We start from the raw sequence: 23,289 nt of genomic DNA on the forward strand, positions 1-23,289 counted from the left end.
CGTCCTGTGAGGCGGAGAAGGGAGCGGCTGATGAGCGCACGCACCGTGCTGCACGAAGCCGACGTGTCGCGGGCATTGACCCGCATCGCACACGAGATCCTCGAATCGAACCGAGGGGCTGAGAACCTCGTCCTGCTGGGCATTCCGACCCGCGGCGTCACCCTCGCCCATCGCCTCGCGGTGCTGATCGCCGAGATCGCGCAGACGCCCGTCGCGGTCGGCGCCCTCGACGTCACGCTGTTCCGGGACGATCTGGCCAAGCATCCGACCCGGTCTCCACATCCGACCGAGATCCCCGCCGGAGGGATCGACGGGAAGACCGTGGTCCTCGTCGACGACGTGCTGTTCTCCGGACGCAGCATCCGCGCCGCCCTCGACGCCATCCAGTCGATCGGACGGCCCGCAGTGGTGCGGTTGGCGATCCTGGTCGACCGCGGGCACCGCGAGCTGCCGATCCGCCCCGACTTCATCGGCAAGAACATCCCCTCCGCCCGGACCGAACGGGTCAACGTTCGCCTGCGCGAGAACGACGGCGCCGAGGAGGTGACGATCGGCGAATGAGACATCTCCTCGACACCCGCACCCTCGCGAAGGCCGACGCCCTCCGCATCCTCGACATCGCGGAGGACATGTCCGACACACAGTCACGCGAGGTCAAGAAGCTCCCGACGCTGCGCGGCAAGACCGTCGTGAACCTGTTCTTCGAGGACTCCACCCGCACCCGGATCTCCTTCGAGGCCGCGGCGAAGCGCCTCTCCGCCGACGTCATCAACTTCGCGGCGAAGGGATCGAGCGTGTCCAAGGGCGAGAGCCTGAAGGACACCGCCCAGACTCTGGAGGCGATCGGCGCGGATGCCGTCGTCATCCGGCATCCCGGATCCGGAGCACCCCAGACGCTCGCGACGAGCGGCTGGATCTCGGCCGGTGTCGTGAACGCCGGGGACGGCACCCACGAGCATCCGACCCAGGCCCTGCTCGACGCCTTCACCATCCGCAAACGCCGCTTCGGCGCCGACAGCCGGGGGCACGACCTCACCGGACTTCGCGTCGTCATCGTCGGCGACGTTCTCCATTCCCGGGTCGCCCGGTCGAACGTCTGGCTGCTCACCACGCTCGGTGCCTCCGTCACTCTCGTCGCGCCGCCGACGCTGGTTCCGCAGAACGTCTCGCTGTGGCCCGTCCGCATCGTCTACGACCTCGACGAGGCCCTCGCAGACGGTCCGGATGCCGTGATGATGCTCCGCATCCAGCTGGAGCGGATGAACGCCGCGTATTTCCCGACTGAGCGGGAGTATTCACGCCGCTGGGGGTTGGACGCACGGCGTGTGGCGGGTCTCCCGGACGGTAGCATTGTGATGCATCCCGGCCCGATGAACCGCGGCCTGGAGATCTCCTCCGAAGCTGCCGATTCCGCCCGTTCCACGGTGCTGGAGCAGGTCACGAACGGGGTCTCCGTGCGGATGGCGGTGCTGTACCTGCTGCTGGCAGGAGAACGAGACGACGAACGAGGGGGAGACCTGTGAGCGAGACCCTCGTCATCACCGGTGCACAGCTGCTCGGTGCCGAGAGCGCCGACATCATCGTCGAGGGCGGTGTCATCACCGAGATCGGCACAGGACTCAGCCGCACGGGCGCCCGCGTCATCGATGCGGACGGGCTTGTCGCGCTGCCGGGTCTCGTCGACCTGCACACGCATCTTCGCGAGCCGGGATACGAAGCATCCGAGACGATCCTGACCGGCACGAGGGCCGCGGCCGCCGGCGGATTCACCGCTGTCTTCGCCATGCCCAACACGTCGCCCGTCGCCGACACAGCAGGCGTGGTCGAGCAGGAGCTCGCCCTCGGCGAAGCCGCCGGCTACGCCACCGTGCAGCCGATCGGTGCCGTCACCGTCGGGCAGAAGGGCGAGCGCCTGGCCGAGCTCGGCGCGATGGCGACCTCGCGGGCCCAGGTCCGTGTCTTCAGCGACGACGGGTTCTGCGTGTTCGACCCGCTGATCATGCGCCGTGCGCTCGAGTACGTGAAGTCGTTCGACGGCGTGATCGCGCAGCATGCACAGGACCCGCGGTTGACCGAGGGTGCCCAGATGAACGAGGGCACCGTCTCGGCCGAGCTCGGTCTCACCGGATGGCCGGCCGTGGCCGAGGAGTCGATCATCGCCCGCGATGTGCTGCTCGCGGAGCACGTCGGCTCCCGTCTGCACGTCTGCCACCTCTCGACGGCCGGCTCCGTGGACATCATCCGCTGGGCCAAGAAGCGTGGCATCGCCGTCACCGCCGAGGTCACTCCGCATCACCTGCTGCTGACCGACGAGCTCGTGCGCGGCTACGACGCCCGCTACAAGGTGAACCCGCCGCTGCGCCGCGAGGAAGACGTCCTCGCCGTGCGCGAGGGTCTTGCCGATGGCACGATCGACATCGTCGCCACCGACCACGCCCCGCACCCGAGCGAGAACAAGGCGTGCGAATGGCAGGCGGCCGCGAACGGGATGGTGGGTCTGGAGAGCGCACTGCGCGTGGTGCACCAGGCGATGGTGCAGACCGGCCTCATCGGATGGTCGGACGTCGCCAGGGTGATGAGCGCTGCGCCCGCGCGCATCGGCCGCCTCTCCGGTCACGGCACACCGCTCGAGGTCGGACGCCCCGCGCAGATCACGCTCTACGACGCCTCCGTGGACGGCGTGTTCACCACGGCCGACCTGCACGGTCGCAGCGAGAATTCACCGTACCTCGGCCGCGCCCTTCCCGGACGGGTGGAGTTCACCGTGCACGGCGGACGCCTCACGGTCGAGGGCGGCTCCGTGGTCGAGGGGCTGAACGCGTGAGCCGCGAACTCGCCATCGGGGTCATGATCGCCGCGGCGGTCCTGATCCTGCTCGCGATGCTGTTCGCGTGGCGACGACGTCTTCGACGCGATTCGGGGCTGACGGCCCCGCTCGGAGTGCCGGAGCACGCGGAGGTCGCACGCCGCGACGAGGTGCTCTACGTCTCGACCACGCGGCATGATCAGCCGCTCGAGCGTCTGGCGGTCTCGCCTTTGGCCTATCGCGCCCGCGGCGAGCTCGCCGTCACCGATCGCGGCATCGCGCTGTGCCTCGACGGAGCGCCCACCGTGTTCCTCGCCTCCTTGCGCCTGGTCGAGGTCGACAGGGCCACCGTGACGATCGATCGCGTGGTCGAACCCGGCGGACTCATCCGCATCGCCTGGCACGCCGACGACGAAACGGTCGTCGATTCCTACCTGCGCCTCACCGGAGGCGACCCGAAGAACCTCATCTCTGAACTGCAGCAGCTCGTCCCCGTATCCGCTGTCCCCGCATCGGACGACGCCGCCCCCGACACAGGAGCAACACGATGACCGCCCTGCCCGAAACCGCCGTCCTCGTCCTCGAAGACGGCACCCGCCACACCGGACGCGCCTACGGGGCGCGCGGGCGCACCCTCGGCGAAGTGGTCTTCGCCACCGGCATGTCCGGTTACCAGGAGACGCTCACCGACCCGTCGTACGCGGGCCAGATCGTCCTGCAGACCGCGCCGCACATCGGCAACACCGGCATGAACGACGAGGACACGGAGTCGCGGCGCATCTGGGTCGCCGGCTACATCGTCCGCGATCCCTCGCGAGTCGTGTCGAACTGGCGAGCGAACGCCTCGCTGGACGACATCCTGGTCCAGGACGGCATCGTCGGGATCAGTGGCATCGACACCCGCTCGATCACCCGCCACATCCGGTCAGCGGGATCGATGCGCGGCGGGATCTTCTCCGGAGAGGATGCCGCACTCGACCCCGAGGAGCAGCTCCGGATCGTCCGCGAAGCCCCCGAGATGGCGGGTCGCAACCTGTCGGCCGAGGTCTCCGTCGACAGCGTCGAGATCACGCCGGCGGTGGGGGAGCGGATCGGCAACCTCGCCGTGCTCGACCTCGGCGTGAAGCAGGCCACCATCGTGAACCTCGCCGCCCGCGGATTCGAGGTGCACGTGCTCCCGCAGGATGTCGGCATCGACGACATCCGCGCCATCGATCCGGTCGCCGTGTTCTACTCCAACGGTCCGGGCGACCCCGCGGCATCCGGCGATCATGTCGAACTGCTCCGCGCCGTACTCGACGACGGACTCCCGTTCTTCGGCATCTGCTTCGGCAACCAGCTCCTCGGCCGCGCGCTCGGCCTCGGCACCTACAAGCTGCCGTTCGGCCACCGCGGCATCAACCAGCCGGTGCTCGACAAGACCACGGGTCGCGTCGAGATCACCGCGCACAACCACGGCTTCGCGGTGGAGGCGCCCCTGGAAGGCTCGTTCGACAGCCCGAACGGCTACGGCAAGGTCGAGGTCAGCCACGTCGGGCTGAACGACAACGTCGTCGAGGGTCTGCGCGCCCTCGACATCCCCGCCTTCTCGGTGCAGTACCACCCGGAGGCCGCGGCCGGGCCGCACGATGCCAACTACCTCTTCGACCGGTTCCGTGACCTGGTCATCGCGACCCTTCGACAAGCTCAGGGACCCACCCAGGGAGAAGCCAAGTAATGCCCAAGCGCGACGACATCAACTCCGTCCTCGTCATCGGATCCGGCCCGATCGTCATCGGCCAGGCCTGCGAGTTCGACTACTCCGGCACCCAGGCGTGCCGCGTGCTCCGCGAGGAGGGCGTCCGGGTCATCCTGGTGAACTCCAACCCGGCCACGATCATGACCGACCCGGACTTCGCTGATGCCACCTACATCGAGCCCATCACGTGGCAGGTCATCGAGACGATCATCGCGAAGGAGCGCCCCGACGCGATCCTCCCGACCCTCGGCGGTCAGACCGCGCTGAACGCGGCGATCGAGCTGCACAATCACGGCATCCTGGAGAAGTACGACGTCGAGCTGATCGGCGCGAGCTTCGAAGCGATCAACAAGGGTGAAGACCGTCAGATCTTCAAGCAGCTGGTGCTCGACGCCGGCGCCGACGTGGCCGACAGCCGCATCGCCCACACGATGGACGAGGTGCTGGCCGCGGCCGACGAGCTCGGGTACCCGCTGGTGGTCCGCCCCAGCTTCACGATGGGCGGCCTCGGTTCCGGCTTCGCCTACGACGAGAACGACCTGCGGCGCATCGCCGGCGCCGGGCTCCGGGACTCGCCCACGACCGAGGTACTCCTGGAGGAGTCGATCCTCGGCTGGAAGGAGTACGAGCTCGAGCTCATGCGCGACACGGCCGACAACACCGTCGTCGTCTGCTCCATCGAGAACGTCGACCCCGTGGGCGTGCACACCGGCGACTCGATCACCGTCGCCCCGGCGCTGACGCTCACCGACCGCGAGTACCAGAAGATGCGCGACATCGGCATCGACATCATCCGCGCGGTCGGCGTGGACACCGGCGGCTGCAACATCCAGTTCGCCGTGGACCCGTCGAACGGCCGGATCATCGTCATCGAGATGAACCCGCGCGTCTCCCGCTCCAGTGCTCTGGCGTCGAAGGCCACCGGGTTCCCGATCGCCAAGCTCGCCGCCAAGCTCGCGCTCGGCTACCGCCTCGACGAGATCCCGAACGACATCACCGGTGTCACCCCGGCGAGCTTCGAGCCGACTCTCGACTACGTCGTCGTCAAGGTGCCGCGGTTCGCGTTCGAGAAGTTCCCGGCCGCCGACGCCACGCTGACCACCACCATGAAGTCGGTGGGCGAGGCGATGGCCATCGGCCGCAATTACGCCACGGCTCTCCAGAAGGCCCTCCGCTCGCTGGAGAAGCGCGGGTCGAGCTTCCACTGGGGGATCGAGGAGCGCTCGGTCGATGAGCTGCTGGAGATCTCGCGGATTCCCACCGACGGCCGCATCGTGACACTGCAGCAGGCGCTCCGCAAGGGCGCCACCGTCGAGCAGGCCTTCGAGGCGACGGCGATCGACCCGTGGTTCCTCGACCAGATGGTCCTGATCAACGAGGTCGCCGAGATCGTGCGCACGGCGCCCGAGCTGGATGCCGCCACGCTCCGCTACGCGAAGGAGCACGGCTTCTCCGACGCGCAGCTCGCCGAACTCCGCGGCACCACCGAGCCGGAGGTGCGCGGCGTGCGCCATGGCCTCGGCATCCGTCCCGTCTACAAGACCGTCGACACCTGCGCCGGCGAGTTCCCGGCCCTCACCCCGTACCACTACTCGAGCTACGACTTCGAGACCGAGGTCGCTCCCTCCGAGCGCACCAAGGTGGTCATCATCGGCTCGGGGCCCAACCGCATCGGTCAGGGCGTCGAGTTCGACTACTCCTGCGTGCACGCGTCGTTCGCCCTGTCGGATGCCGGCTTCGAGACCGTCATGGTCAACTGCAACCCGGAGACGGTTTCGACCGACTACGACACCTCGGACCGCCTGTACTTCGAGCCGCTCACGCTCGAGGATGTGCTCGAGGTGCTCGACGCGGAGGCTGCCAGCGGCACGATCCTCGGCGTCGTCTGCCAGCTCGGCGGACAGACCCCGCTCGGCCTCGCCAAGGGCATCGAGGCGGCCGGGTACACCGTGCTCGGCACCAGCCCCGCGGCCATCGACCTCGCCGAGGAGCGCGAACTGTTCTCCCGCCTGCTCGACGAGGCCGGCCTCGTGGCTCCGCGCAACGGCACCGCGATCGACGCCGACGGCGCCGTGCGCATCGCCGAGGAGATCGGCTACCCCGTGCTGGTGCGCCCGAGCTTCGTGCTCGGCGGCCGCGGCATGGAGATCGTCTACGACACCGCGTCGCTGCGCGACTACTTCGTGCGTACGGCCGGCGAGGTCATCATCGAAGAGGGCAAGCCCCTGCTCGTGGACCGCTTCCTGGACGACGCGATCGAACTTGACGTGGATGCGCTCTACGACGGCACCGACCTCTACATCGGCGGCGTGATGGAGCACCTGGAAGAGGCCGGCATCCACTCCGGCGACTCCAGCTGCACGCTTCCGCCGGTCTCGCTCGGCCGCACCGACGTCGACCGCGTGCGGGAGGCGACGCTGGCCATCGCGAAGGGCGTCGGCGTGCGCGGTCTGCTGAACGTGCAGTTCGCCATCAGCGCCGGGGTGCTCTACGTGATCGAGGCGAATCCTCGGGCCAGCCGTACCGTGCCGTTCGTCTCGAAGGCGCTCGGCATCCCGATGGCGAAGGCCGCCAGCCGCATCATGACCGGCTCGACGGTCGCCGAGCTGCGCGCCGAGGGCATGCTGCCGCAGCAGGACGGATCGCGCGTGCCGCTCGGCGCCCCGGTCTCGGTCAAGGAGGCCGTGCTGCCGTTCAAGCGCTTCCGCACCGCCGACGGCAAGACCGTCGACTCGATCCTCGGCCCGGAGATGCGTTCCACCGGCGAAGTCATGGGCATCGACCGCGACTTCCCGACCGCCTTCGCGAAGAGCCAGGCCGCGGCGTACGGCGGAATGCCGACCTCGGGAACCGTGTTCATCTCGGTCGCCGACTCGGACAAGCGCGCGGTCATCCTGCCGGCGCACCGTCTGCAGCAGCTCGGCTTCACGATCGTCGCGACCGAGGGCACCGCCGAGATCCTCTCGCGCAACGGCATCGCGGTCACCGTCGTCGAGAAGTACAGCGCGACGCAGGAGTCCGGCGCGACGAACATCGTCGACCTCATCAACGACGGATCGATCGACATCGTCGTGAACACTCCCTCGGGCGGCGCGGCACGTGCGGACGGATACGAGATCCGTGCCGCGGCGGTCGCCGCCGACAAGGCTCTCTTCACCACGATGGCCGTGCTCGGCGCGGCCGTGAGCGGAATGGATGCCGCGCACGAGGGCTTCCAGGTGAAGAGCCTCCAGGAGTACGCGATCGATCGGGCGGCCGCGCTGTGACACAGAGCTTCGGCGAGCGGATGCGGGCGGCCCTGCAGGCGCAGGGTCCGCTCTGCGTCGGGATCGACCCGCACGCCGAGCTGCTGGCGGCGTGGGGGCTGAGCGACGACGCGAGCGGTGTCCGCGAGTTCGGTCTCCGCACCGTCGAGGCGGCAGCCGGTCGAGTGGGCGTGGTGAAGCCGCAGGTGTCGTTCTTCGAACGGTTCGGGTCCCGCGGCTACGCGTCACTGGAGGATGTGCTCGCGGCCGCACGGGACGCAGGACTGATCGTGATCGCCGACGCCAAGCGCGGCGACATCGGCTCGACCATGGATGACTATGCGAGCGCGTGGCTCACCCCGGGCTCGCCCTTGGAAGCCGACGCCCTGACGGTGAACCCGTTCCTCGGTGTCGGCGCGCTCGACGGCGCCTTCGCTCTCGCGGCTCGGCACGGCAAGGGACTCTTCGTGCTCGCCACCACCAGCAACCCCGAGGCCGAGCGCCTGCAGCGGTCCACAGGACCGACGGGTGCGAGCGTCTCCGCCGACATCATCGGCGAGGTGTCTGCCCGCAACACCGACGTTTCGGGTGCCGGGGAGTGGGGGAGCTTCGGCTTCGTCATCGGCGCGACCGTGGACTGGACTGGGGCCGGGATCGCCCCGTTCCTCCCGCTGGCACCGGTCCTCGCTCCGGGCTTCGGCACCCAGGGCGCAGCTCCCGCAGACCTCCGACGCCGCTTCGGCATCGTGTCGGAGGCCGTGATCGCGAGCGAGAGCCGCAGCATCCTTTCCGCAGGTCCCGCCGACATCGCTGCAGCGATCGATGCGCGTGCCGCCGAATACCGCGAGGTGGTCAGTGTCTGAGCAGGGTCGGACGGTTCCCGAAGTCGACCGCGTCGCGGCGGCCCGCCGAGCGGTGGAGCGCCGTCGCGCGCGGGCATCGCTCAAGCGCGACCTCACCACGCGCGTCGTGACACCTCAGGAGGTGCTGCACCGCGCCACGGCGGATGCGGACTCGGTCGAGGGCTCGATGCGCATCACCGACTTCCTGCTGGCATTGCCGGCCATCGGCGCGGGCAAGCGCGACCGCGTGCTGGAAGAGCTCCAGATCTCTCCGGTGAAGCGGCTGGGCGGCCTGGGCGCACGCCAGCGCCGGGTGCTCGAGGACTGGCTCGACGGACGCTTCCCCGTTCTCCGGCCGCGCGGTTCGCGGAGCCGTCTGCTCGTGCTCGCCGGGCCCACGGCGGTCGGCAAGGGCACGGTCGCCGCCCACATCCGCGAGCACAATCCGGAGATCCATCTCTCGGTCTCCGCCACGACGCGACCCCCGCGGCCCGGAGAGGTCGACGGGGTGCACTACTACTTCGTCGACGACGCCGAGTTCGACCGGCTGATCGCCGACGGCGAGCTGCTCGAGTACGCCGTGGTGCACAACCGCTCGCGCTACGGCACGCCGAGGGCTCCGATCGACGAGGCTCTCGCGGCAGGCAAGACGGTCCTCCTCGAGATCGACCTGCAAGGGGCCCGCCAGGTGCGCCGCGCAGAACCGGCCGCGACGCTCATCTTCCTGCTCCCTCCCAGCTGGGACGAACTGGTGCACCGACTGGTCGGCCGCGGCACCGAGGAGGCCGAGGAGAGGGCCCGCCGGCTGCGGACCGCGAAGGTCGAACTCGCCGCCCAGAACGAGTTCGACCACCTCATCGTGAACGAGGACGTCGCCGCTGCGGCCCGCGAGGTCGTAGAATTGTCAATGAGCTCTGCGCGCTGATTCCTCTCGCGCGCCTGCAGCACCGACTTCGCGACGATCCCGTCGCCTGATCAGGAGGTCCACCATGGCCGGACACCACACCAACGGAATCATCGATCCCCCCATCGACAACCTGCTCGACCGCGTCGACTCGAAGTACGAGCTGGTCATCTACGCCGCCAAACGCGCGCGTCAGATCAACGACTACTACTCCGATCTGCACGAGGGCAACCTCTTCGACAACGTCGGCCCGCTGGTCGACTCGTCGGTCGAGGACAAGCCGCTCACCATCGCCCTGCACGAGATCAACGAGGACAAGCTGCGCCTGCGTCACGCAGAGTGATATTCGACGACCGCGCCCCCGGTCTGTCGGAGGCGCGGTCCAGAATGGGTGCAGCACCCCTTCCACCGTCCGTCCCCGTTCTGGAGCACCGATGAGCGCCCTGCGTCTGTTCACGTCCGAGTCCGTCACCGAAGGGCACCCGGACAAGATCTGCGACCAGATCTCGGACAGCATCCTCGACGGGCTCCTCGCGAAGGACCGGGACTCGCGGGTCGCGGTGGAGACGCTGGTGACGACCGGACTCGTCCACGTCGCCGGCGAGATCCGCACCGACGCCTACGTCGACATCCCCACCATCGTCCGCCAGGTCGTGAGCGGCATCGGCTACACCTCCAGCGAGACGGGCTTCGACGGCGCCTCGTGCGGCGTCAGCGTGTCGGTGGGGGAGCAGTCCTCCGACATCGCGCACGGCGTCGACAACGCCCAGGAGCACCGCGACGGCTCCTCCGTCGACCCGCTCGACGGACTCGGCGCGGGCGATCAGGGCATCATGTTCGGTTTCGCCACCAATGAGACGCCCCAGCTGATGCCGATGGCCGCGTGGACCGCGCACCGCATCGCCGAGCGTCTCACCGAGGTGCGCCGCAGCGGACTGCTGCCGTTCCTCCGCCCCGACGGCAAGACCCAGGTCACGCTCGGCTACGAGGGCTTCACGCCGAAGACGGTCGACGCGGTCGTGCTGTCGACGCAGCATCACCCCGACATCTCGCAGGACGAGCTCAAGGCGCAGGTGCGCGAGCACGTGATCGACCCGATCCTCGCGAACACCGGTCTCGACCTCGGCGACGTCACGCACTACATCAACCCCGCAGGCCCCTTCGTCACGGGCGGTCCCAAGGGAGACGCCGGGCTCACCGGCCGCAAGATCATCATCGACACCTACGGCGGAGCTGCCAGGCACGGCGGCGGAGCGTTCAGCGGCAAGGACCCGTCCAAGGTCGATCGCTCCGGCGCATACGCCACGCGCTGGGTCGCCAAGAACGCCGTGGCCGCCGGGCTCGCCGAGCGCCTCGAGGTGCAGGTCGCGTACGCGATCGGCGTCGCTCGTCCTGTGGGACTCTACGTCGAGACGTTCGGCACCGGGGCTGTCTCCGACGACGTCATCATCCGTGCGATCGAGCAGGTCTTCGATCTGCGGCCGCAGGCGATCATCGAGCAGCTCGACCTGCTGCGTCCGATCTACGCGCAGACCGCCGCGTACGGCCACTTCGGGCGCGAGCTGCCCGACTTCACGTGGGAGCGGACGGACCGCGTCGAAGAGCTGCGCCGCGCTGCCGGGCTCTGACAGGGCCTCGGTCCTGATGGCTTCCGAGAGCCGGCGCATCGCGCGCGTGCTCCTCGACTCACCGCTGCCGCAGCTCGATCGGCTGTTCGACTACTCATTGCCTGTCGAGTTCGGCGATGTGCCGCTCGGTGTGCGCGTACGCGTCCCGCTCCGCACGGCAGGCCGTGTGGTCGACGGGTACATCGTCGAGATCGACACGGAGGACGACGTCGAGCGGCCGCTGTCCGAGGTCGAGAGCGTCGTCTCCGAGGTCGCGGTGCTGCCCGAGCGCCTGCACCGGCTCGCCCGGCGCGTCGCAGACCGTGCCGCCGGCTCGGCATCCGACATCCTGCGACTCGTCATCCCCAAGCGGCAGGTCCGCGTCGAGAAGGCCTGGACCGCCGACACGCCCGCGGCCGCACTCGATGACGACGCACTCGCACGCGGACGGGAGATCCTCGACCTGTACGAAGGCCTCGAGGACGTGCTCGAGGACAAGGGCCGTGCGGCCGTGGAGGCAATCCCGCAACTCCGGGAAGGGATGCCGGGGTGGTCGCAGCTCCTGGCGGCGTCTGCCGCGCGCACTTTGGCTTCCGGGAGCTCCGCGATCGTGGTCGTGCCGGACCACCGTGACCTGGATCAGCTGCTCGCAGCCCTCGACGGCTTCGTGCCCGCCGAGGCCGTCGTGCGCCATGACTCCCGACAGTCCAACCCGGACCGCTACCGGGCATTCCTGCGCACTCTCGAAGAGGCGCCCTGCATCGTGGTGGGAAACCGCTCGGCCGTCTACGCCCCGGTCGAGGCCGGACTGGTGGCGATCTGGGACGACGGCGATCCTCTGCTCGGCGAGCCGCTCGCCCCCTACGTGAACGCGCGCGACGCGGCACTCCTCCGCCAGGAGCTGGAGCAGTCGGCTCTCCTCTTCGCCGGGCACACCCGCACGACCGACGTCGAGCGGCTGGTGGCGCACGGCTGGCTGCAGGACGTGCGCGCGGCACGGCGGGTGCTTCCGAAGGTCGTGCTCAGCACGCCGCAGGAGATGGAGCAGCCGACCGCCCAGCGGATGCCGTCGTCGGCGTTCCTGGCCGCACGGACCGCCGCCGCCGAGGGGCCCGTGCTGGTGCAGGTGTCGCGTCCCGGATTCTCGCCGTCGCTGGTGTGCGCGGAATGCCGGGCTCCGGCGCGCTGCGCCCACTGCGGAGGCCCGCTCGGCGCGCGCCATCGCGGAGCCGTCCCGGTCTGCGGCTGGTGCGGCCGAGGGGCGCGCGCGTGGACCTGTCCGACCTGCTCGTCCACGAAGCTGCGGCTGGCATCCTCGGGCAGCGAACGGACGGCCGATGAGCTCGGCCGCGCGTTCCCCGGCATCCGCGTCATCGTCGCCGACGGCGCGCATCCGGTGGAGCGCGTCGATGCGAAGCCCGCTCTGGTGGTGGCGACCCGGGGTGCAGAACCGCTGGCCGACGGTGGCTACCGCGCCGTGGTGCTCCTCGACGGGCCGCGGATGCTGCAGGCCCCCGACCTGCGCGTCGGCGAGTCGTGTCTGCGGTGGTGGTCGAACGCGGCCGCTCTCGCCGCACCCGGCGCACCCGTCCACCTGGTCGGCGTCGACGGCACCGTGGGCAGAGCCCTCGCCACCTGGAACCACGCCGGGTATGCGAGATCCGAGCTCGAGAGCAGAGCCCCGCTGCACATGCCACCCACCGCGCGTGTCGCCCTCGTCGAGGGATCGGCCGCTGCGGTCCCTCGTGCGCTGATGGCCCTCGGTGAACTCTCGCTTCCCCCCGATGCGGTCCTCGGACCGGTGCCGGTGGAATCCGACGACTTCCCGCCCCGCGTACGTGCGCTCGTGCGCTTCGACTACGGCGCCGGGAGCCGTGTCGCCACCACCCTGCGGGCAGCGGTCGTCGCCGAGGCGGTGAGCGGCCGCGGTCGCCGCGGCCCCGGACAGACGAAGAACACGCTCTCCGTCCGTCTCGATATCCTCGATCCAGAGCTCTGACCCTTCCGGAGAACCTTCATGCGCCTCGTCTTCGCCGGCACACCCGCTGCTGCCGTGCCCACCCTCCGACGTCTGGCGACGGACCACGAGATCGCCGCGGTGGTCACCCGCCCCGACGCGCCGCTCGGTCGCAAGCGGGTCCTCACGCCGTCACCGGTCGCTCAGGCGGCGGCGGAACTCGGCCTCCCCGTGATCAAGGCCGCGCGCCTCGACGCCGAGGCGACCGCGCAGATCGTCGCGCTGCGACCCGAGCTCGGCGTGATCGTGGCGTACGGCGGGCTGGTGCGCGAGCCGCTGCTCTCTGCCCCGGATGCCGGCTGGATCAACCTGCACTTCTCGCTGCTGCCCGCCTGGCGGGGCGCGGCACCGGTGCAACGGGCGCTGATCGCCGGCGATGAAGTGCTCGGCGCGAGCGTGTTCCAGCTCGTCGCGGAGCTCGACGCCGGCGACGTGTTCGCCGCGCGCCCGGTCGATGTTCCCGCGGGCGCGACCGCGGACGTCGCTCTCGATTTCCTCGCCATCGACGGTGCCGAGCTCACAGCCGATGTGGTCGACGCGATCGCCGACGGCACGGCGCAAGCGGTCCCGCAGCACGGAACTCCGACCGTCGCCCCGAAGCTCTCACTGGCTGACGGACTCCTCGACTGGTCACAACCGGTCGATGTCATCCACGCGCAGTTCCGCGGAGTGACCCCCGAGCCCGGCGCGCACACCACGGTCGACGGTCTGCGGCTGAAGATTCTCGACGCGGCGCCGGCGGACGACGTCGAGCCTCTCGAACCGGGGGCCATCGTCGGCACCCGGTCGGCGCTGCTCATCGGCACGGCATCCACTCCGCTGGCGGTGACGCGCGTGCAGCCGGCGGGCAAGGGCGCGATGAGCGCGGTGGACTGGTGGCGCGGCCAGCACGGCACGGAAGAACGGCGAGCAGGATCATGACCGGAGCAGAGCAGGGGAGAGGGCCCCGCCGACCACGCGGCGACCAGAGGTCCGGAAGCGGTGGACGCCAGGGCGGAGCACGGAAGCCGAACGACGCATCCTCCGGACAGCGCGGCCCGTCGCGCACCGTTCAGCCGGCGCGACGGGTGGCGTTCGACGTGCTGCGCGCCGTATCGGACTCCGACGCCTATGCGAATCTGCTGCTGCCGGCGGCGATCGCCGACGCTGGACTCTCACCGCAGGATGCCGCCCTCGCGACCGAGCTGACGTACGGCACCCTGCGACGCCGCGGCCTCTACGACGCGATCATCGCGGCAGCCGCCGACCGTGCGACCGACGGCATCGACTCGGCGGTGCTCGATGCGCTCCGGCTCGCCGTGCACCAGCTGCTCGCCACGCGCGTCGCGCCGCACGCGGCCGTCAACGAGTCCGTGAACCTCGTGGCGACGGTCTCGGGCCGCGGCGCGTCGAGCTTCGCCAACGCCGTGCTCCGACGCATCACGCGTGAGACGCCGGAGCAGTGGCAGGAGCGGATCGAGCAGGACGCCCGCTCCGACGATGAGCGGCTCGCGCTGCGGTCGGCGCACCCGGTGTGGATCATCCGGGCGCTGCGACGGGCGCTGGCGGCCGAAGGGCGTTCGGAGGAGCTCGAGGCGCTCCTCGCAGCGGACAACGTCTCGCCCGAGGTGACGCTGGTCGCGCTGCCCGGACTCGCGGAGCCGGCTGAGCCCCGACGTCCGTTCGCCGCCACCGCCTTCGGGTCACCCGGCGGCGATCCGCGGCACTCCGTCTCGGCATCCGGTGGCACCGTCCGCGTGCAGGACGAGGGCTCGCAGCTGGTCGCCCTCGCCCTCGCCGACGTCCTGCCGATCCGCGAGGGGGAGCGCTGGCTCGACCTCTGCGCCGGGCCCGGAGGCAAGACCGCGCTGCTCGCGGCGATCGCCCGTCAGCACGGCGCTGTGCTGGAGGCCAACGAGATCGTGCCGACCCGCGCCCGCCTCGTGCGCAACGCCCTGCGCGCCGTCCCGGGCGACGTCGTCGTCCACGAGCAGGATGGCCGCGAACTCGCCGCCACCCACGCGGGGCAGTTCGACAGGATCCTCGTCGACGCACCCTGCACCGGTCTCGGCGCGCTCCGACGACGCCCCGAGGCGCGGTGGAGGAAGACTCCGGCAGACGTGGCCGAGCTCGTGCCGCTGCAGGTGGATCTGCTCAGCGCCGCCCTCGAGGCGCTCGCACCCGGCGGCGTCGTCGCGTACGTGACCTGCTCGCCGCACCTCGCTGAGACCGTGGGTGTCGTGCAGGAGGTGCTCCGCGGGCGCACCGACATCACCGAGCTCGATGCCCGTGCTGCGATCTCGCAGCTCGCCCGATCGCCGATCGACCTCGCCGAGGACGGTCGAACCGGATCCGGCAGCGCCCAGCTCTGGCCGCACCGTCATGGCACCGACGCCATGTTCCTCGCGCTGCTGCAGCGCGAGGGTTCCGCGACCGACCGACCGAAGGAACACTAGGACCGTGGAACTCCCCAGCGCCCCGCGCATCAACCCCAGCATCCTGGCGGCCGACTTCGTGAACCTGCAGGCCGATCTCGCCCGCATCGCGTCGGCGGACTTCGCGCACGTCGATGTGATGGACAATCACTTCGTCCCGAACCTGACGTTCGGACCGCAGATGGTCGAGCGCATCCAGGCGACCAGCCCGATCCCGCTCGATGTGCACCTCATGATCACCGACCCCGACCGCTGGGCGCCCGGTTACGCGGAGATCGGCGCGTCGAGCGTCACGTTCCACCTCGAGGCGGCGGCGGATCCGATCGCCCTCGCTCGACGCCTCCGTGACATCGGCGCCCGTGCCGGCATCGCGATCAAGCCCGACACCCCCGCGGACGGCCTGTACTCGGTCCTGGAGGAGTTCGACCAGATCCTGGTGATGACGGTCGAGCCGGGGTTCGGCGGTCAGGGGTTCATGCAGGAGACCATGCCGAAGCTCCGCTCTCTCGCCGAGGAAGCGAGACGACGCGGGTCGCAGGTGTGGCTGCAGGTCGACGGCGGCATCTCCGACAGCACCATCGAGATGGCGGCAGCCGCAGGGGCCGACACGTTCGTCGCGGGTTCTGCGGTGTACGGCGCGGACGACATCGAGGCGGCCGTCACCCGGCTCAGAGACCGCGCCCGAGCCGCTAGCCTTGACGGGTGAAGACTTTCGACGAGCTGTTCGCCGAGCTCAGCGCCAAGGCCGAGACCCGTCCTGAGGGATCCCGGACCATCGCCGAGCTCGACGGCGGCGTGCACACGATCGGCAAGAAGATCGTCGAAGAGGCCGCCGAGGTCTGGATGGCGTCCGAGTACGAGTCCGACGAAGCCGCTGCCGAAGAGATCTCGCAGCTGCTCTACCACCTGCAGGTGATGATGCTCGCGAAGGGCCTCAGTCTGCAGGACGTCTACCGACATCTGTGATGCGCTCCGTTCTCACTCCTTCGAACTGAAAGCCGTCCATGCTGCGCATCGCTGTTCCGAACAAGGGCTCGCTCTCCGAGACCGCCGCCGACATGCTCGCCGAGGCCGGCTACGCCGGTCGCCGCGACCCCAAGACCCTTCATGTCGTCGACGCCGAGAACGACGTCGAATTCTTCTTCCTCCGTCCGAAGGACATCGCCACCTACGTGGGATCCGGCGCCATCGACGTGGGCATCACCGGCCGTGATCTGCTCCTCGACGCACGGATGCCGGGGGCACGGGAGATCGAGGCGCTCGGCTTCGCCGGCTCCACCTTCCGCTTCGCCGCACCCGCCGGCAAGTACACCGACGTCTCCGAGCTCGACGGCCTGCGCATCGCGACGTCGTACCCGGGCCTGGTCGACGCGTTCCTCGACGAGCGCGGCATCGCGGTCGACCTGGTGCCGCTCGACGGAGCCGTGGAGTCGGCGGTGCGCCTCGGCGTCGCGGATGCCGTGGCCGACGTCGTGGAGACCGGCACCACGCTCCGCCAGGCAGGCCTCGACGTGTTCGGACCGGTGATCCTGCAGTCCGAGGCCGTGCTCATCGCGGGACCGGTCGACGCAGAGGGTTCGGAGACGCTGCTGCGGAGGCTCCGCGGCGTGATGGTGGCGCGGCGATTCGTGATGATCGACTACGACCTGCCGGTCGCCCTCCTCGACGATGCGGTGAAGATCGCCGGGGGCGTGGAGTCGCCGACCGTGTCTCCGCTGCGCGACCCGGAGTGGGTGGCGGTGCGCGTCATGGTCGCGCGGTCGAGGGTCAACCACGTGATGGACGCTCTGTACGCGCTCGGCGCGCGGGCCATCCTCGTCACCGCGATCCACAACGCGAGGCTCTGATGACGCTCGCCAGCCGCGTCATCCCCTGTCTGGATGTGGCCGACGGCCGCGTCGTCAAGGGTGTCAACTTCGAGAACCTGCGCGACATGGGCGATCCGGTCGCGCTCGCCCGGCACTACGCGGCGCAGGGCGCCGATGAGATCACCTTCCTCGATGTGACGGCGACCGTCGACGCCCGGGCGACGACCTACGACGTCGTGCAGCGCACCGCCGAGCAGGTCTTCGTCCCGCTCACGGTGGGCGGGGGAGTGCGCAGCGTCGACGACGTCGCACGTCTGCTCGCCGTGGGCGCCGACAAGGTGGGCGTCAACTCCGCCGCGATCGCCCGCCCTGACCTGCTCGGCGAGATCGCGGATCGGTTCGGTGCCCAGGTGCTCGTGCTGTCCCTCGACGTGAAGCGGGCCGACACGACGCCGTCGGGCTTCGTCGTCACCACCCACGGCGGCCGCACGCAGACGACGCTCGACGCGCTCGTCTGGGCGCGGGAGGCCGCGGAGCGCGGAGCCGGCGAGCTGCTGGTGAACTCGATCGACGCCGACGGCACCCGCGACGGCTTCGACCTCGAGTTGGTCCGTCTCATGCGCGAGATCGCGACGGTCCCGGTGATCGCCTCCGGCGGCGCGGGGAAGGCCGCGGACTTCGCCCCGGCCATCAAGGCGGGAGCGGATGCCGTCCTCGCCGCGAGCGTGTTCCACACCGGGGCGCTCACGGTCGGCGATGTCAAGGACGCGCTGCGCGCGGAAGGAGTGCTGGTCCGGTGAGTACCGTCGAGGAACGAATCGGCCAGGTCGCCTTCAACGCCGACGGGCTCGCCCCCGTCATCGTGCAGCAGTGGGACACCCATGAGGTGCTGATGCTCGCCTGGGTCGACGCGGAGGCGCTGCGCCGGACGCTGACTTCGGGCCGCGCGACCTACTGGTCGCGGTCCCGCCAGGAGTACTGGCGCAAGGGCGATACCTCCGGCCACATCCAGGTCGTCCGGGAAGCCCGCCTGGACTGCGACGGCGACGCCATCCTGCTCCTGGTCGACCAGACCGGCCCGGCCTGCCACACCGGCACGCACACCTGCTTCGACACGACGGATCTCGACGCGGTCGTGGGAACGGCCGCGCCGTGACGCTCGCGCGCCGCGGTCGGTCGATCGCCGTCTCCGGGTTCCTGCTCGCGGGGGCCATCGGCATCATCTCCTCGACGCAGACCTGGCTGACGGTCGAACGGGCCGACGCCGGCGAGGCGATCCTGGTCCCCGGTGCATCGGCACTGGTGCTGCTGGCGCCGCTGAGCCTGGCGGTGCTGGCGCTCGGCGCCGCGCTGTCGATCGCCGCCAAGCCCGTGCGGCTCGTCTTCGGCGTACTCGCCGGCGCAGCATCCGTGTTCCTGGGCTGGTCGACGCTCCAGGTGCTGCTGACCGCGCCCCTCAGCGCCGTGGCACCCGCGGTGACCGAGGCGACGGGCCTGGCCGGCGGCGACGCCCTCAGCGACGTCGTCCGGGCCATCGTGCCTTCGGCGTGGCCGGTCATCGCCCTGGTGGGCTGGGTGATCCTGCTCGCCGCCTCCGTCGTCGTGCTCCTGACCTGGCGCGGCTGGAAGACCGGCGGCCGCCGCTACCGCACCGACAACGCCGAGCACACCGCACACGAGGGACCGGTCGATGCGGTCGATTCCTGGGACGAGCTGTCCCGCGGAACCGATCCGACACGGTGACCCCGATAGACTGATTCCCGCCCCGCACGTCGTCCCCGGAGGAAACATGACCAACCCGATCGCTGACCCCGGCCACGGACACTCGCCTGCGGCCTGGACCGCCGTCGTGATCATGCTCGTCGGCTTCACCGCCGCGACCGTCGCGTTCTGCTTCGAGCAGCCCCTCCTGGTCTGGATCACCGCGGCGCTCATCCCGATCGGCGCGATCGTCGGCTGGGTGCTCGCCCGGGCCGGTTACGGCGTGAAGGGTCCGAAGTACTCTCCGAAGGCACACTAATGGTGCTCGCCGACCTGACGGCCGGCGCTGTCGCAGACGCAGAGCGTCGCGCCCTGTCGCGTCCTCTCGCCGTCGTGGAACGAGAGGCTCTCGCGCGGCCCGCCGCCAAGGACGCCCTGTCGTTCCTCGCGCCCGCCGATCGCGTGAAGATCATCGCCGAGGTGAAGCGGGCGAGCCCGTCGCGCGGCGCTCTGGCCGAGATTCCCGACCCTGCACTGCAGGCGTCGCTCTACGAGACCGGGGGAGCCTCGGCGATCAGCGTCCTCACCGAGGAGCGGCGGTTCGGCGGCAGCCTCGCCGACCTCGAGGCGGTCACCGCTCGCGTCTCGCTGCCGGTGCTGCGCAAGGACTTCATCGCCAACCGCTATCAGGTGCTCGAAGCACGAGCAGCCGGTGCGGATCTCGTGCTGCTGATCGTCGCCGGCCTGGAGCCCGCGGTGCTGCGTGACCTGTTCGGGTTCATCACCGAACTCGGGATGACGCCTCTGGTCGAGACTCACGCCGCCGACGAGCTCGAAGCCGCGATCGATCTCGGTGCGCCGCTGATCGGCGTCAACGCGCGGGACCTGAAGACCCTCGAACTCGACCGCGATTTGTTCGGCCGCCTCGTCGAGCGCATCCCCGACACCGCGGTGAAGATCGCCGAGTCGGCTGTCCTCACACCCGATGATGTCGTGCACTATCGCTCCGCCGGCGCCGACGTGGTCCTGATCGGCGAGGCGCTGGTCACCGGCGATCCGGTCGCCACCCTGAAGAGCTTCCTGGAGGCATCGTGAGTCTGCGCGATCAGCACGGCCCCTACTTCGGCGAGTTCGGCGGGCGGTACATGCCCGAGTCGCTGATCGCCGCGATCGACGAGCTGACCGTCGCGTACGAGGCGGCCGTCGCGGATCCGGACTTCCGTGCCGAGCTCGCGCACCTGCTGAGCTCGTACGCCGGGCGGCCGTCAGCGATCACGGAAGTGCAGCGGTTCGCCGCGCACGCCGGCGGCGCGCGCGTGTTCCTCAAGCGCGAGGACCTGAACCACACCGGCTCGCACAAGATCAACAACGTGCTCGGTCAGGCGCTGCTCACGAAGCGGCTCGGCAAGACCCGCGTGATCGCCGAGACGGGTGCCGGTCAGCACGGCGTCGCCACGGCGACGGCTGCGGCACTGTTCGGCCTCGACTGCACGATCTACATGGGCGAGGTCGACACCGAGCGGCAGGCGCTCAACGTCGCCCGCATGCGTCTGCTCGGCGCGGAGGTGGTCCCCGTCACATCCGGATCGCGCACCCTGAAAGACGCGATCAACGACGCCTACCGCGACTGGGTCGCCTCGGTCGAGACCACCAACTACGTCTTCGGCACGGCCGCGGGGCCGCATCCGTTCCCCGCCATGGTCCGTGACTTCCAGAAGATCATCGGCGAGGAGGCGCGCCAGCAGCTGCTCGACGAGGTCGGTCGCCTTCCCGATGCGGTGCTGGCGTGCGTGGGCGGCGGATCCAACGCGATCGGCATGTTCGACGCCTTCCTCGACGACGAGGGCGTCAAGCTCTACGGAGTGGAGGCGGCTGGCGACGGCGTCGACACCGACCGTCACGCGGCGTCGATCGAGCGCGGGCGCCCGGGAGTCCTGCACGGCTCGCGGACCTATGTGCTCCAGAACCAGGATGGGCAGACGATCGAGTCGCACTCGATCTCGGCCGGACTCGACTACCCCGGTGTCGGCCCCGAGCACTCCTGGCTCGCGGACATCGGCCGTGCCGAGTACATTCCTGCCACCGACGACGAGGCCATGCAGGCCCTCCGCCTGCTGAGCCGGACCGAGGGAATCATTCCGGCGATCGAATCCGCTCATGCCCTCGCGGGCGCGCTGCGCATCGGCCGCGAGCTGGGTCCGGATGCCGTCATCGCCGTCTGCCTCTCCGGACGCGGCGATAAGGACATGGACACCGCGGCGCGGTACTTCGAGCTGTACGACGAAGCCGCTCTCGCGCACGACGTCAGCGACGAGAGCGCCGAAGAAGACCTGGCCTCGAAGGGGGAGCCGCAGCTATGAGCCGCGTGGAACACGCCCTCGCCCGCGCGCACGCCGCCGGACGCAGTGCATTCGTCGGCTATCTGCCCGTCGGGTTCCCCGACCTCGAGACCAGCATCCAGGCCGCCATCGCCCTCGCCGAGAACGGCGTCGACATCATCGAACTCGGCCCGCCCTACAGCGACCCGGTGATGGACGGCGCGATCATCCAGGAGGCGACGACCCAGGCGCTGGCCGCCGGATTCACGACCGCCGACCTCTTCACGGCGATCCGCGCGATCACCGCCGCGACCGACGTCCCGGTGCTCGTCATGACCTACTGGAACCCCGTCATGCAGTACGGCGTCGACCGCTACGCCGACGATCTGCTCGCGGCCGGCGGCGCCGGACTCATCACGCCCGACATCACGCCCGATGTCGCGGGGGAGTGGATCGCCGCCAGCGAGCGCACCGGTCTCGACCGGGTCTTCCTCGCCGCGCCCACTTCGACGGACGAACGCCTCGACCTGGTCGTGAAGTCCTCCACGGGCTTCGTCTACACGGTGTCGACCATGGGCATCACGGGGGAGCGCACCGAGCTCGACCGCGCGGCCCGCACCCTGGTGGGCCGGCTCCGCGAGCACGGGGCGACGCGGGCCTGCGTCGGCATCGGCATCTCGACGGCCGAGCAGATCGCGGGCGTCTCCGAATACGCGGACGGCGCGATCGTCGGCACCGCGCTGGTCCGAGCCCTGCGCGACGGCGGCATCCCCGCTCTCGCCGAGGTCACCCGAAACCTGGCATCCGGCACGTCGTCGGAACGCCCCGATCACGAGAACTAGAATCGCACTCATGTCCCTCGCGCTTCACAGCACCTTCAACGGCGTGCTCGCCAGCATCCCGAGCCCTCCGGTGTCCTTCATCGATCTGGGTCCGATCCGGATCCACTTCTACGCGCTCTGCATCATCGCCGGCATCATCGCCGCCACGCTGCTGACGAATCGCCGCCTCACGAAGCGCGGCGCCGAACCGTGGGTCGTGATCGACATCTCGATCCTGGCCGTTCCGATCGCCATCATCGGTGCGCGCGTCTTCCACGTGCTGACGCACCCGAACTTCTACTTCGGTGAGGGCAGGAACACCTGGAACCCGTTCGAGCCCGGTTCCGTCTGGGCGATCTGGGAGGGGGGTATCGCCATCTTCGGCGCCCTCATCGGCGGCGCGATCGGCGCCTATCTCGGATGCCGGTGGACAGGCATCCGCTTCTGGACCTTCGCCGACGCTCTCGCGCCCGGTCTGCTCCTCGCTCAGGCGATGGGCCGGTTCGGCAACTGGTTCAACAAGGAGCTGTTCGGTCTTCCGACCGATCTGCCGTGGGGTCTCGAGATCCCCGCCGACAACTCGGCCTTCCCCGCCGGCCTTCCGGAGGGCACGCTCTTCCACCCCACCTTCCTCTACGAAGTGCTCTGGAACGGTCTCGGCGTGATCGTGCTGCTGTGGCTCGGCCGCAAGCTCTTCTTCCAGTGGGGCCGTCTGTTCGCGATCTACCTGATCTGGTACAGCGCCGGCCGTGTCGTCTGGGAGTCGATCCGCATCGACCCGAGCGAGATCATCCTGGGCCTGCGCAGCAACGTCTGGGCCGCGATCATCGGCATCGTCGTCGGTATCGCGATCCTCATCGTGCAGACGCGTCGTCACCCGGGCCTCGAGCCGTCGCCCTACCAGCCCGGCCGCGGACGGACCGACGAAGGCGCTGATGTAGAATCGCAGGACAATCCCTCCGATTTCGTCGACGTGAGCGAGCCTCCGGCCGAAGAAGTCACCGCAGGAGCCAGCGCCACAAGCACCGCTCCCACGGACTCGGAAGGCTCTCGCTAGCCTCCTCGTCC

At 69.9% G+C, this 23,289-nt stretch carries 24 protein-coding genes; all 24 read left to right on the plus strand.

The annotated features are described in order from the left end of the window. Positions 1–30: 30 nt before the first annotated feature. The 24 genes from pyrR to lgt all read left to right on the plus strand — a co-directional run bounded on the left by pyrR (position 31) and on the right by lgt (position 23,278). On the plus strand, positions 31–561 hold the full coding sequence (gene pyrR, locus QFZ21_RS02245; protein WP_307373992.1) for a bifunctional pyr operon transcriptional regulator/uracil phosphoribosyltransferase PyrR: 531 nt from the start codon (positions 31–33) through the stop codon (positions 559–561). Further along, positions 558–1,523 (plus strand): aspartate carbamoyltransferase catalytic subunit, encoded by a 966-nt coding sequence (locus tag QFZ21_RS02250; RefSeq protein ID WP_307373994.1) that lies wholly within the window; start codon positions 558–560, stop codon positions 1,521–1,523. Before pyrR ends, QFZ21_RS02250 begins: the two co-directional genes overlap by 4 nt. Next, complete coding sequence (locus QFZ21_RS02255; RefSeq protein ID WP_307373996.1) at positions 1,520–2,824, plus strand: dihydroorotase; 1,305 nt, start codon at positions 1,520–1,522, stop codon at positions 2,822–2,824. Before QFZ21_RS02250 ends, QFZ21_RS02255 begins: the two co-directional genes overlap by 4 nt. Next, complete coding sequence (locus tag QFZ21_RS02260) at positions 2,821–3,357, plus strand: hypothetical protein (RefSeq protein ID WP_307373998.1); 537 nt, start codon at positions 2,821–2,823, stop codon at positions 3,355–3,357. The genes QFZ21_RS02255 and QFZ21_RS02260 overlap by 4 nt, the downstream gene beginning before the upstream one ends. Next, a complete protein-coding gene (carA, locus tag QFZ21_RS02265) occupies positions 3,354–4,523 on the plus strand; it encodes a glutamine-hydrolyzing carbamoyl-phosphate synthase small subunit (protein WP_307374000.1) in 1,170 nt (389 codons plus the stop codon). Before QFZ21_RS02260 ends, carA begins: the two co-directional genes overlap by 4 nt. Further along, entirely contained in the window at positions 4,523–7,810 is a 3,288-nt protein-coding gene (carB, locus tag QFZ21_RS02270; RefSeq protein WP_307374002.1) for a carbamoyl-phosphate synthase large subunit, read from the plus strand. Before carA ends, carB begins: the two co-directional genes overlap by 1 nt. Next, complete coding sequence (gene pyrF, locus QFZ21_RS02275; RefSeq protein WP_307374004.1) at positions 7,807–8,652, plus strand: orotidine-5'-phosphate decarboxylase; 846 nt, start codon at positions 7,807–7,809, stop codon at positions 8,650–8,652. The genes carB and pyrF overlap by 4 nt, the downstream gene beginning before the upstream one ends. Continuing rightward, on the plus strand, positions 8,612–9,556 hold the full coding sequence (gene gmk / locus QFZ21_RS02280; RefSeq protein WP_307374006.1) for a guanylate kinase: 945 nt from the start codon (positions 8,612–8,614) through the stop codon (positions 9,554–9,556). Before pyrF ends, gmk begins: the two co-directional genes overlap by 41 nt. 64 nt (positions 9,557–9,620) lie before the next feature. Continuing rightward, positions 9,621–9,878, plus strand: a complete 258-nt coding sequence (gene rpoZ / locus QFZ21_RS02285) for a DNA-directed RNA polymerase subunit omega (RefSeq protein ID WP_042536631.1) — start codon at positions 9,621–9,623, stop codon at positions 9,876–9,878. Positions 9,879–9,969: 91 nt separating this feature from the next. Beyond that, a complete protein-coding gene (metK, locus tag QFZ21_RS02290) occupies positions 9,970–11,163 on the plus strand; it encodes a methionine adenosyltransferase (RefSeq protein ID WP_307374014.1) in 1,194 nt (397 codons plus the stop codon). Between the two features lie 16 nt (positions 11,164–11,179). Further along, entirely contained in the window at positions 11,180–13,141 is a 1,962-nt protein-coding gene (locus tag QFZ21_RS02295) for a primosomal protein N' (RefSeq protein WP_307374016.1), read from the plus strand. A gap of 18 nt (positions 13,142–13,159) precedes the next feature. Beyond that, positions 13,160–14,080 carry a methionyl-tRNA formyltransferase gene (fmt, locus tag QFZ21_RS02300; RefSeq protein WP_307374019.1) on the plus strand — a complete coding sequence of 307 codons (921 nt, stop codon included), beginning with the start codon at positions 13,160–13,162 and terminating at the stop codon, positions 14,078–14,080. Further along, entirely contained in the window at positions 14,077–15,594 is a 1,518-nt protein-coding gene (locus QFZ21_RS02305) for an RsmB/NOP family class I SAM-dependent RNA methyltransferase (protein WP_307374021.1), read from the plus strand. The genes fmt and QFZ21_RS02305 overlap by 4 nt, the downstream gene beginning before the upstream one ends. Positions 15,595–15,598: 4 nt before the next feature. Further along, positions 15,599–16,279 carry a ribulose-phosphate 3-epimerase gene (gene rpe / locus QFZ21_RS02310; RefSeq protein ID WP_307374023.1) on the plus strand — a complete coding sequence of 227 codons (681 nt, stop codon included), beginning with the start codon at positions 15,599–15,601 and terminating at the stop codon, positions 16,277–16,279. Beyond that, the gene (locus tag QFZ21_RS02315) at positions 16,276–16,539 is read left to right on the plus strand and encodes a phosphoribosyl-ATP diphosphatase (protein ID WP_307374025.1); all 264 of its coding nucleotides are present in this window, start codon (positions 16,276–16,278) and stop codon (positions 16,537–16,539) included. The genes rpe and QFZ21_RS02315 overlap by 4 nt, the downstream gene beginning before the upstream one ends. Before the next feature lie 38 nt (positions 16,540–16,577). After that, on the plus strand, positions 16,578–17,420 hold the full coding sequence (gene hisG, locus QFZ21_RS02320) for an ATP phosphoribosyltransferase (RefSeq protein WP_307374027.1): 843 nt from the start codon (positions 16,578–16,580) through the stop codon (positions 17,418–17,420). Further along, entirely contained in the window at positions 17,420–18,181 is a 762-nt protein-coding gene (gene hisF, locus QFZ21_RS02325) for an imidazole glycerol phosphate synthase subunit HisF (RefSeq protein WP_307374029.1), read from the plus strand. Before hisG ends, hisF begins: the two co-directional genes overlap by 1 nt. Then, positions 18,178–18,537, plus strand: a complete 360-nt coding sequence (hisI, locus tag QFZ21_RS02330) for a phosphoribosyl-AMP cyclohydrolase (protein ID WP_307374033.1) — start codon at positions 18,178–18,180, stop codon at positions 18,535–18,537. Before hisF ends, hisI begins: the two co-directional genes overlap by 4 nt. Further along, positions 18,534–19,124 carry a Trp biosynthesis-associated membrane protein gene (locus QFZ21_RS02335; protein ID WP_307374036.1) on the plus strand — a complete coding sequence of 197 codons (591 nt, stop codon included), beginning with the start codon at positions 18,534–18,536 and terminating at the stop codon, positions 19,122–19,124. The genes hisI and QFZ21_RS02335 overlap by 4 nt, the downstream gene beginning before the upstream one ends. 46 nt (positions 19,125–19,170) lie before the next feature. Beyond that, positions 19,171–19,401 carry an HGxxPAAW family protein gene (locus QFZ21_RS02340; protein ID WP_307374038.1) on the plus strand — a complete coding sequence of 77 codons (231 nt, stop codon included), beginning with the start codon at positions 19,171–19,173 and terminating at the stop codon, positions 19,399–19,401. Positions 19,402–19,403: 2 nt separating this feature from the next. After that, positions 19,404–20,177 carry an indole-3-glycerol phosphate synthase TrpC gene (gene trpC, locus QFZ21_RS02345; protein ID WP_307381179.1) on the plus strand — a complete coding sequence of 258 codons (774 nt, stop codon included), beginning with the start codon at positions 19,404–19,406 and terminating at the stop codon, positions 20,175–20,177. Further along, on the plus strand, positions 20,174–21,442 hold the full coding sequence (gene trpB, locus QFZ21_RS02350; RefSeq protein WP_307374040.1) for a tryptophan synthase subunit beta: 1,269 nt from the start codon (positions 20,174–20,176) through the stop codon (positions 21,440–21,442). Before trpC ends, trpB begins: the two co-directional genes overlap by 4 nt. After that, a complete protein-coding gene (gene trpA, locus QFZ21_RS02355) occupies positions 21,439–22,242 on the plus strand; it encodes a tryptophan synthase subunit alpha (RefSeq protein ID WP_307374042.1) in 804 nt (267 codons plus the stop codon). Before trpB ends, trpA begins: the two co-directional genes overlap by 4 nt. A 10-nt stretch (positions 22,243–22,252) precedes the next feature. Continuing rightward, the gene (gene lgt, locus QFZ21_RS02360) at positions 22,253–23,278 is read left to right on the plus strand and encodes a prolipoprotein diacylglyceryl transferase (protein ID WP_307374044.1); all 1,026 of its coding nucleotides are present in this window, start codon (positions 22,253–22,255) and stop codon (positions 23,276–23,278) included. Positions 23,279–23,289: the final 11 nt, after the last annotated feature.

The organism is Microbacterium sp. W4I20, from assembly GCF_030816505.1.
Taxonomy (GTDB): domain Bacteria; phylum Actinomycetota; class Actinomycetes; order Actinomycetales; family Microbacteriaceae; genus Microbacterium.

Bases quoted from the DNA above. Each gene is read 5' to 3' on its own strand.
- pyrR (WP_307373992.1), top strand. From the start codon at position 31: ATGAGCGCACGCACCGTGCTGCACGAAGCCGACGTGTCGCGGGCATTG.
- QFZ21_RS02250 (WP_307373994.1), top strand. From the start codon at position 558: ATGAGACATCTCCTCGACACCCGCACCCTCGCGAAGGCCGACGCCCTC.
- carA (WP_307374000.1), top strand. From the start codon at position 3,354: ATGACCGCCCTGCCCGAAACCGCCGTCCTCGTCCTCGAAGACGGCACC.
- carB (WP_307374002.1), top strand. From the start codon at position 4,523: ATGCCCAAGCGCGACGACATCAACTCCGTCCTCGTCATCGGATCCGGC.
- gmk (WP_307374006.1), top strand. From the start codon at position 8,612: ATGCGCGTGCCGCCGAATACCGCGAGGTGGTCAGTGTCTGAGCAGGGT.
- rpoZ (WP_042536631.1), top strand. From the start codon at position 9,621: ATGGCCGGACACCACACCAACGGAATCATCGATCCCCCCATCGACAAC.
- metK (WP_307374014.1), top strand. From the start codon at position 9,970: ATGAGCGCCCTGCGTCTGTTCACGTCCGAGTCCGTCACCGAAGGGCAC.
- QFZ21_RS02295 (WP_307374016.1), top strand. From the start codon at position 11,180: ATGGCTTCCGAGAGCCGGCGCATCGCGCGCGTGCTCCTCGACTCACCG.
- fmt (WP_307374019.1), top strand. From the start codon at position 13,160: ATGCGCCTCGTCTTCGCCGGCACACCCGCTGCTGCCGTGCCCACCCTC.
- QFZ21_RS02305 (WP_307374021.1), top strand. From the start codon at position 14,077: ATGACCGGAGCAGAGCAGGGGAGAGGGCCCCGCCGACCACGCGGCGAC.
- hisG (WP_307374027.1), top strand. From the start codon at position 16,578: ATGCTGCGCATCGCTGTTCCGAACAAGGGCTCGCTCTCCGAGACCGCC.
- hisF (WP_307374029.1), top strand. From the start codon at position 17,420: ATGACGCTCGCCAGCCGCGTCATCCCCTGTCTGGATGTGGCCGACGGC.
- QFZ21_RS02340 (WP_307374038.1), top strand. From the start codon at position 19,171: ATGACCAACCCGATCGCTGACCCCGGCCACGGACACTCGCCTGCGGCC.
- trpA (WP_307374042.1), top strand. From the start codon at position 21,439: ATGAGCCGCGTGGAACACGCCCTCGCCCGCGCGCACGCCGCCGGACGC.
- lgt (WP_307374044.1), top strand. From the start codon at position 22,253: ATGTCCCTCGCGCTTCACAGCACCTTCAACGGCGTGCTCGCCAGCATC.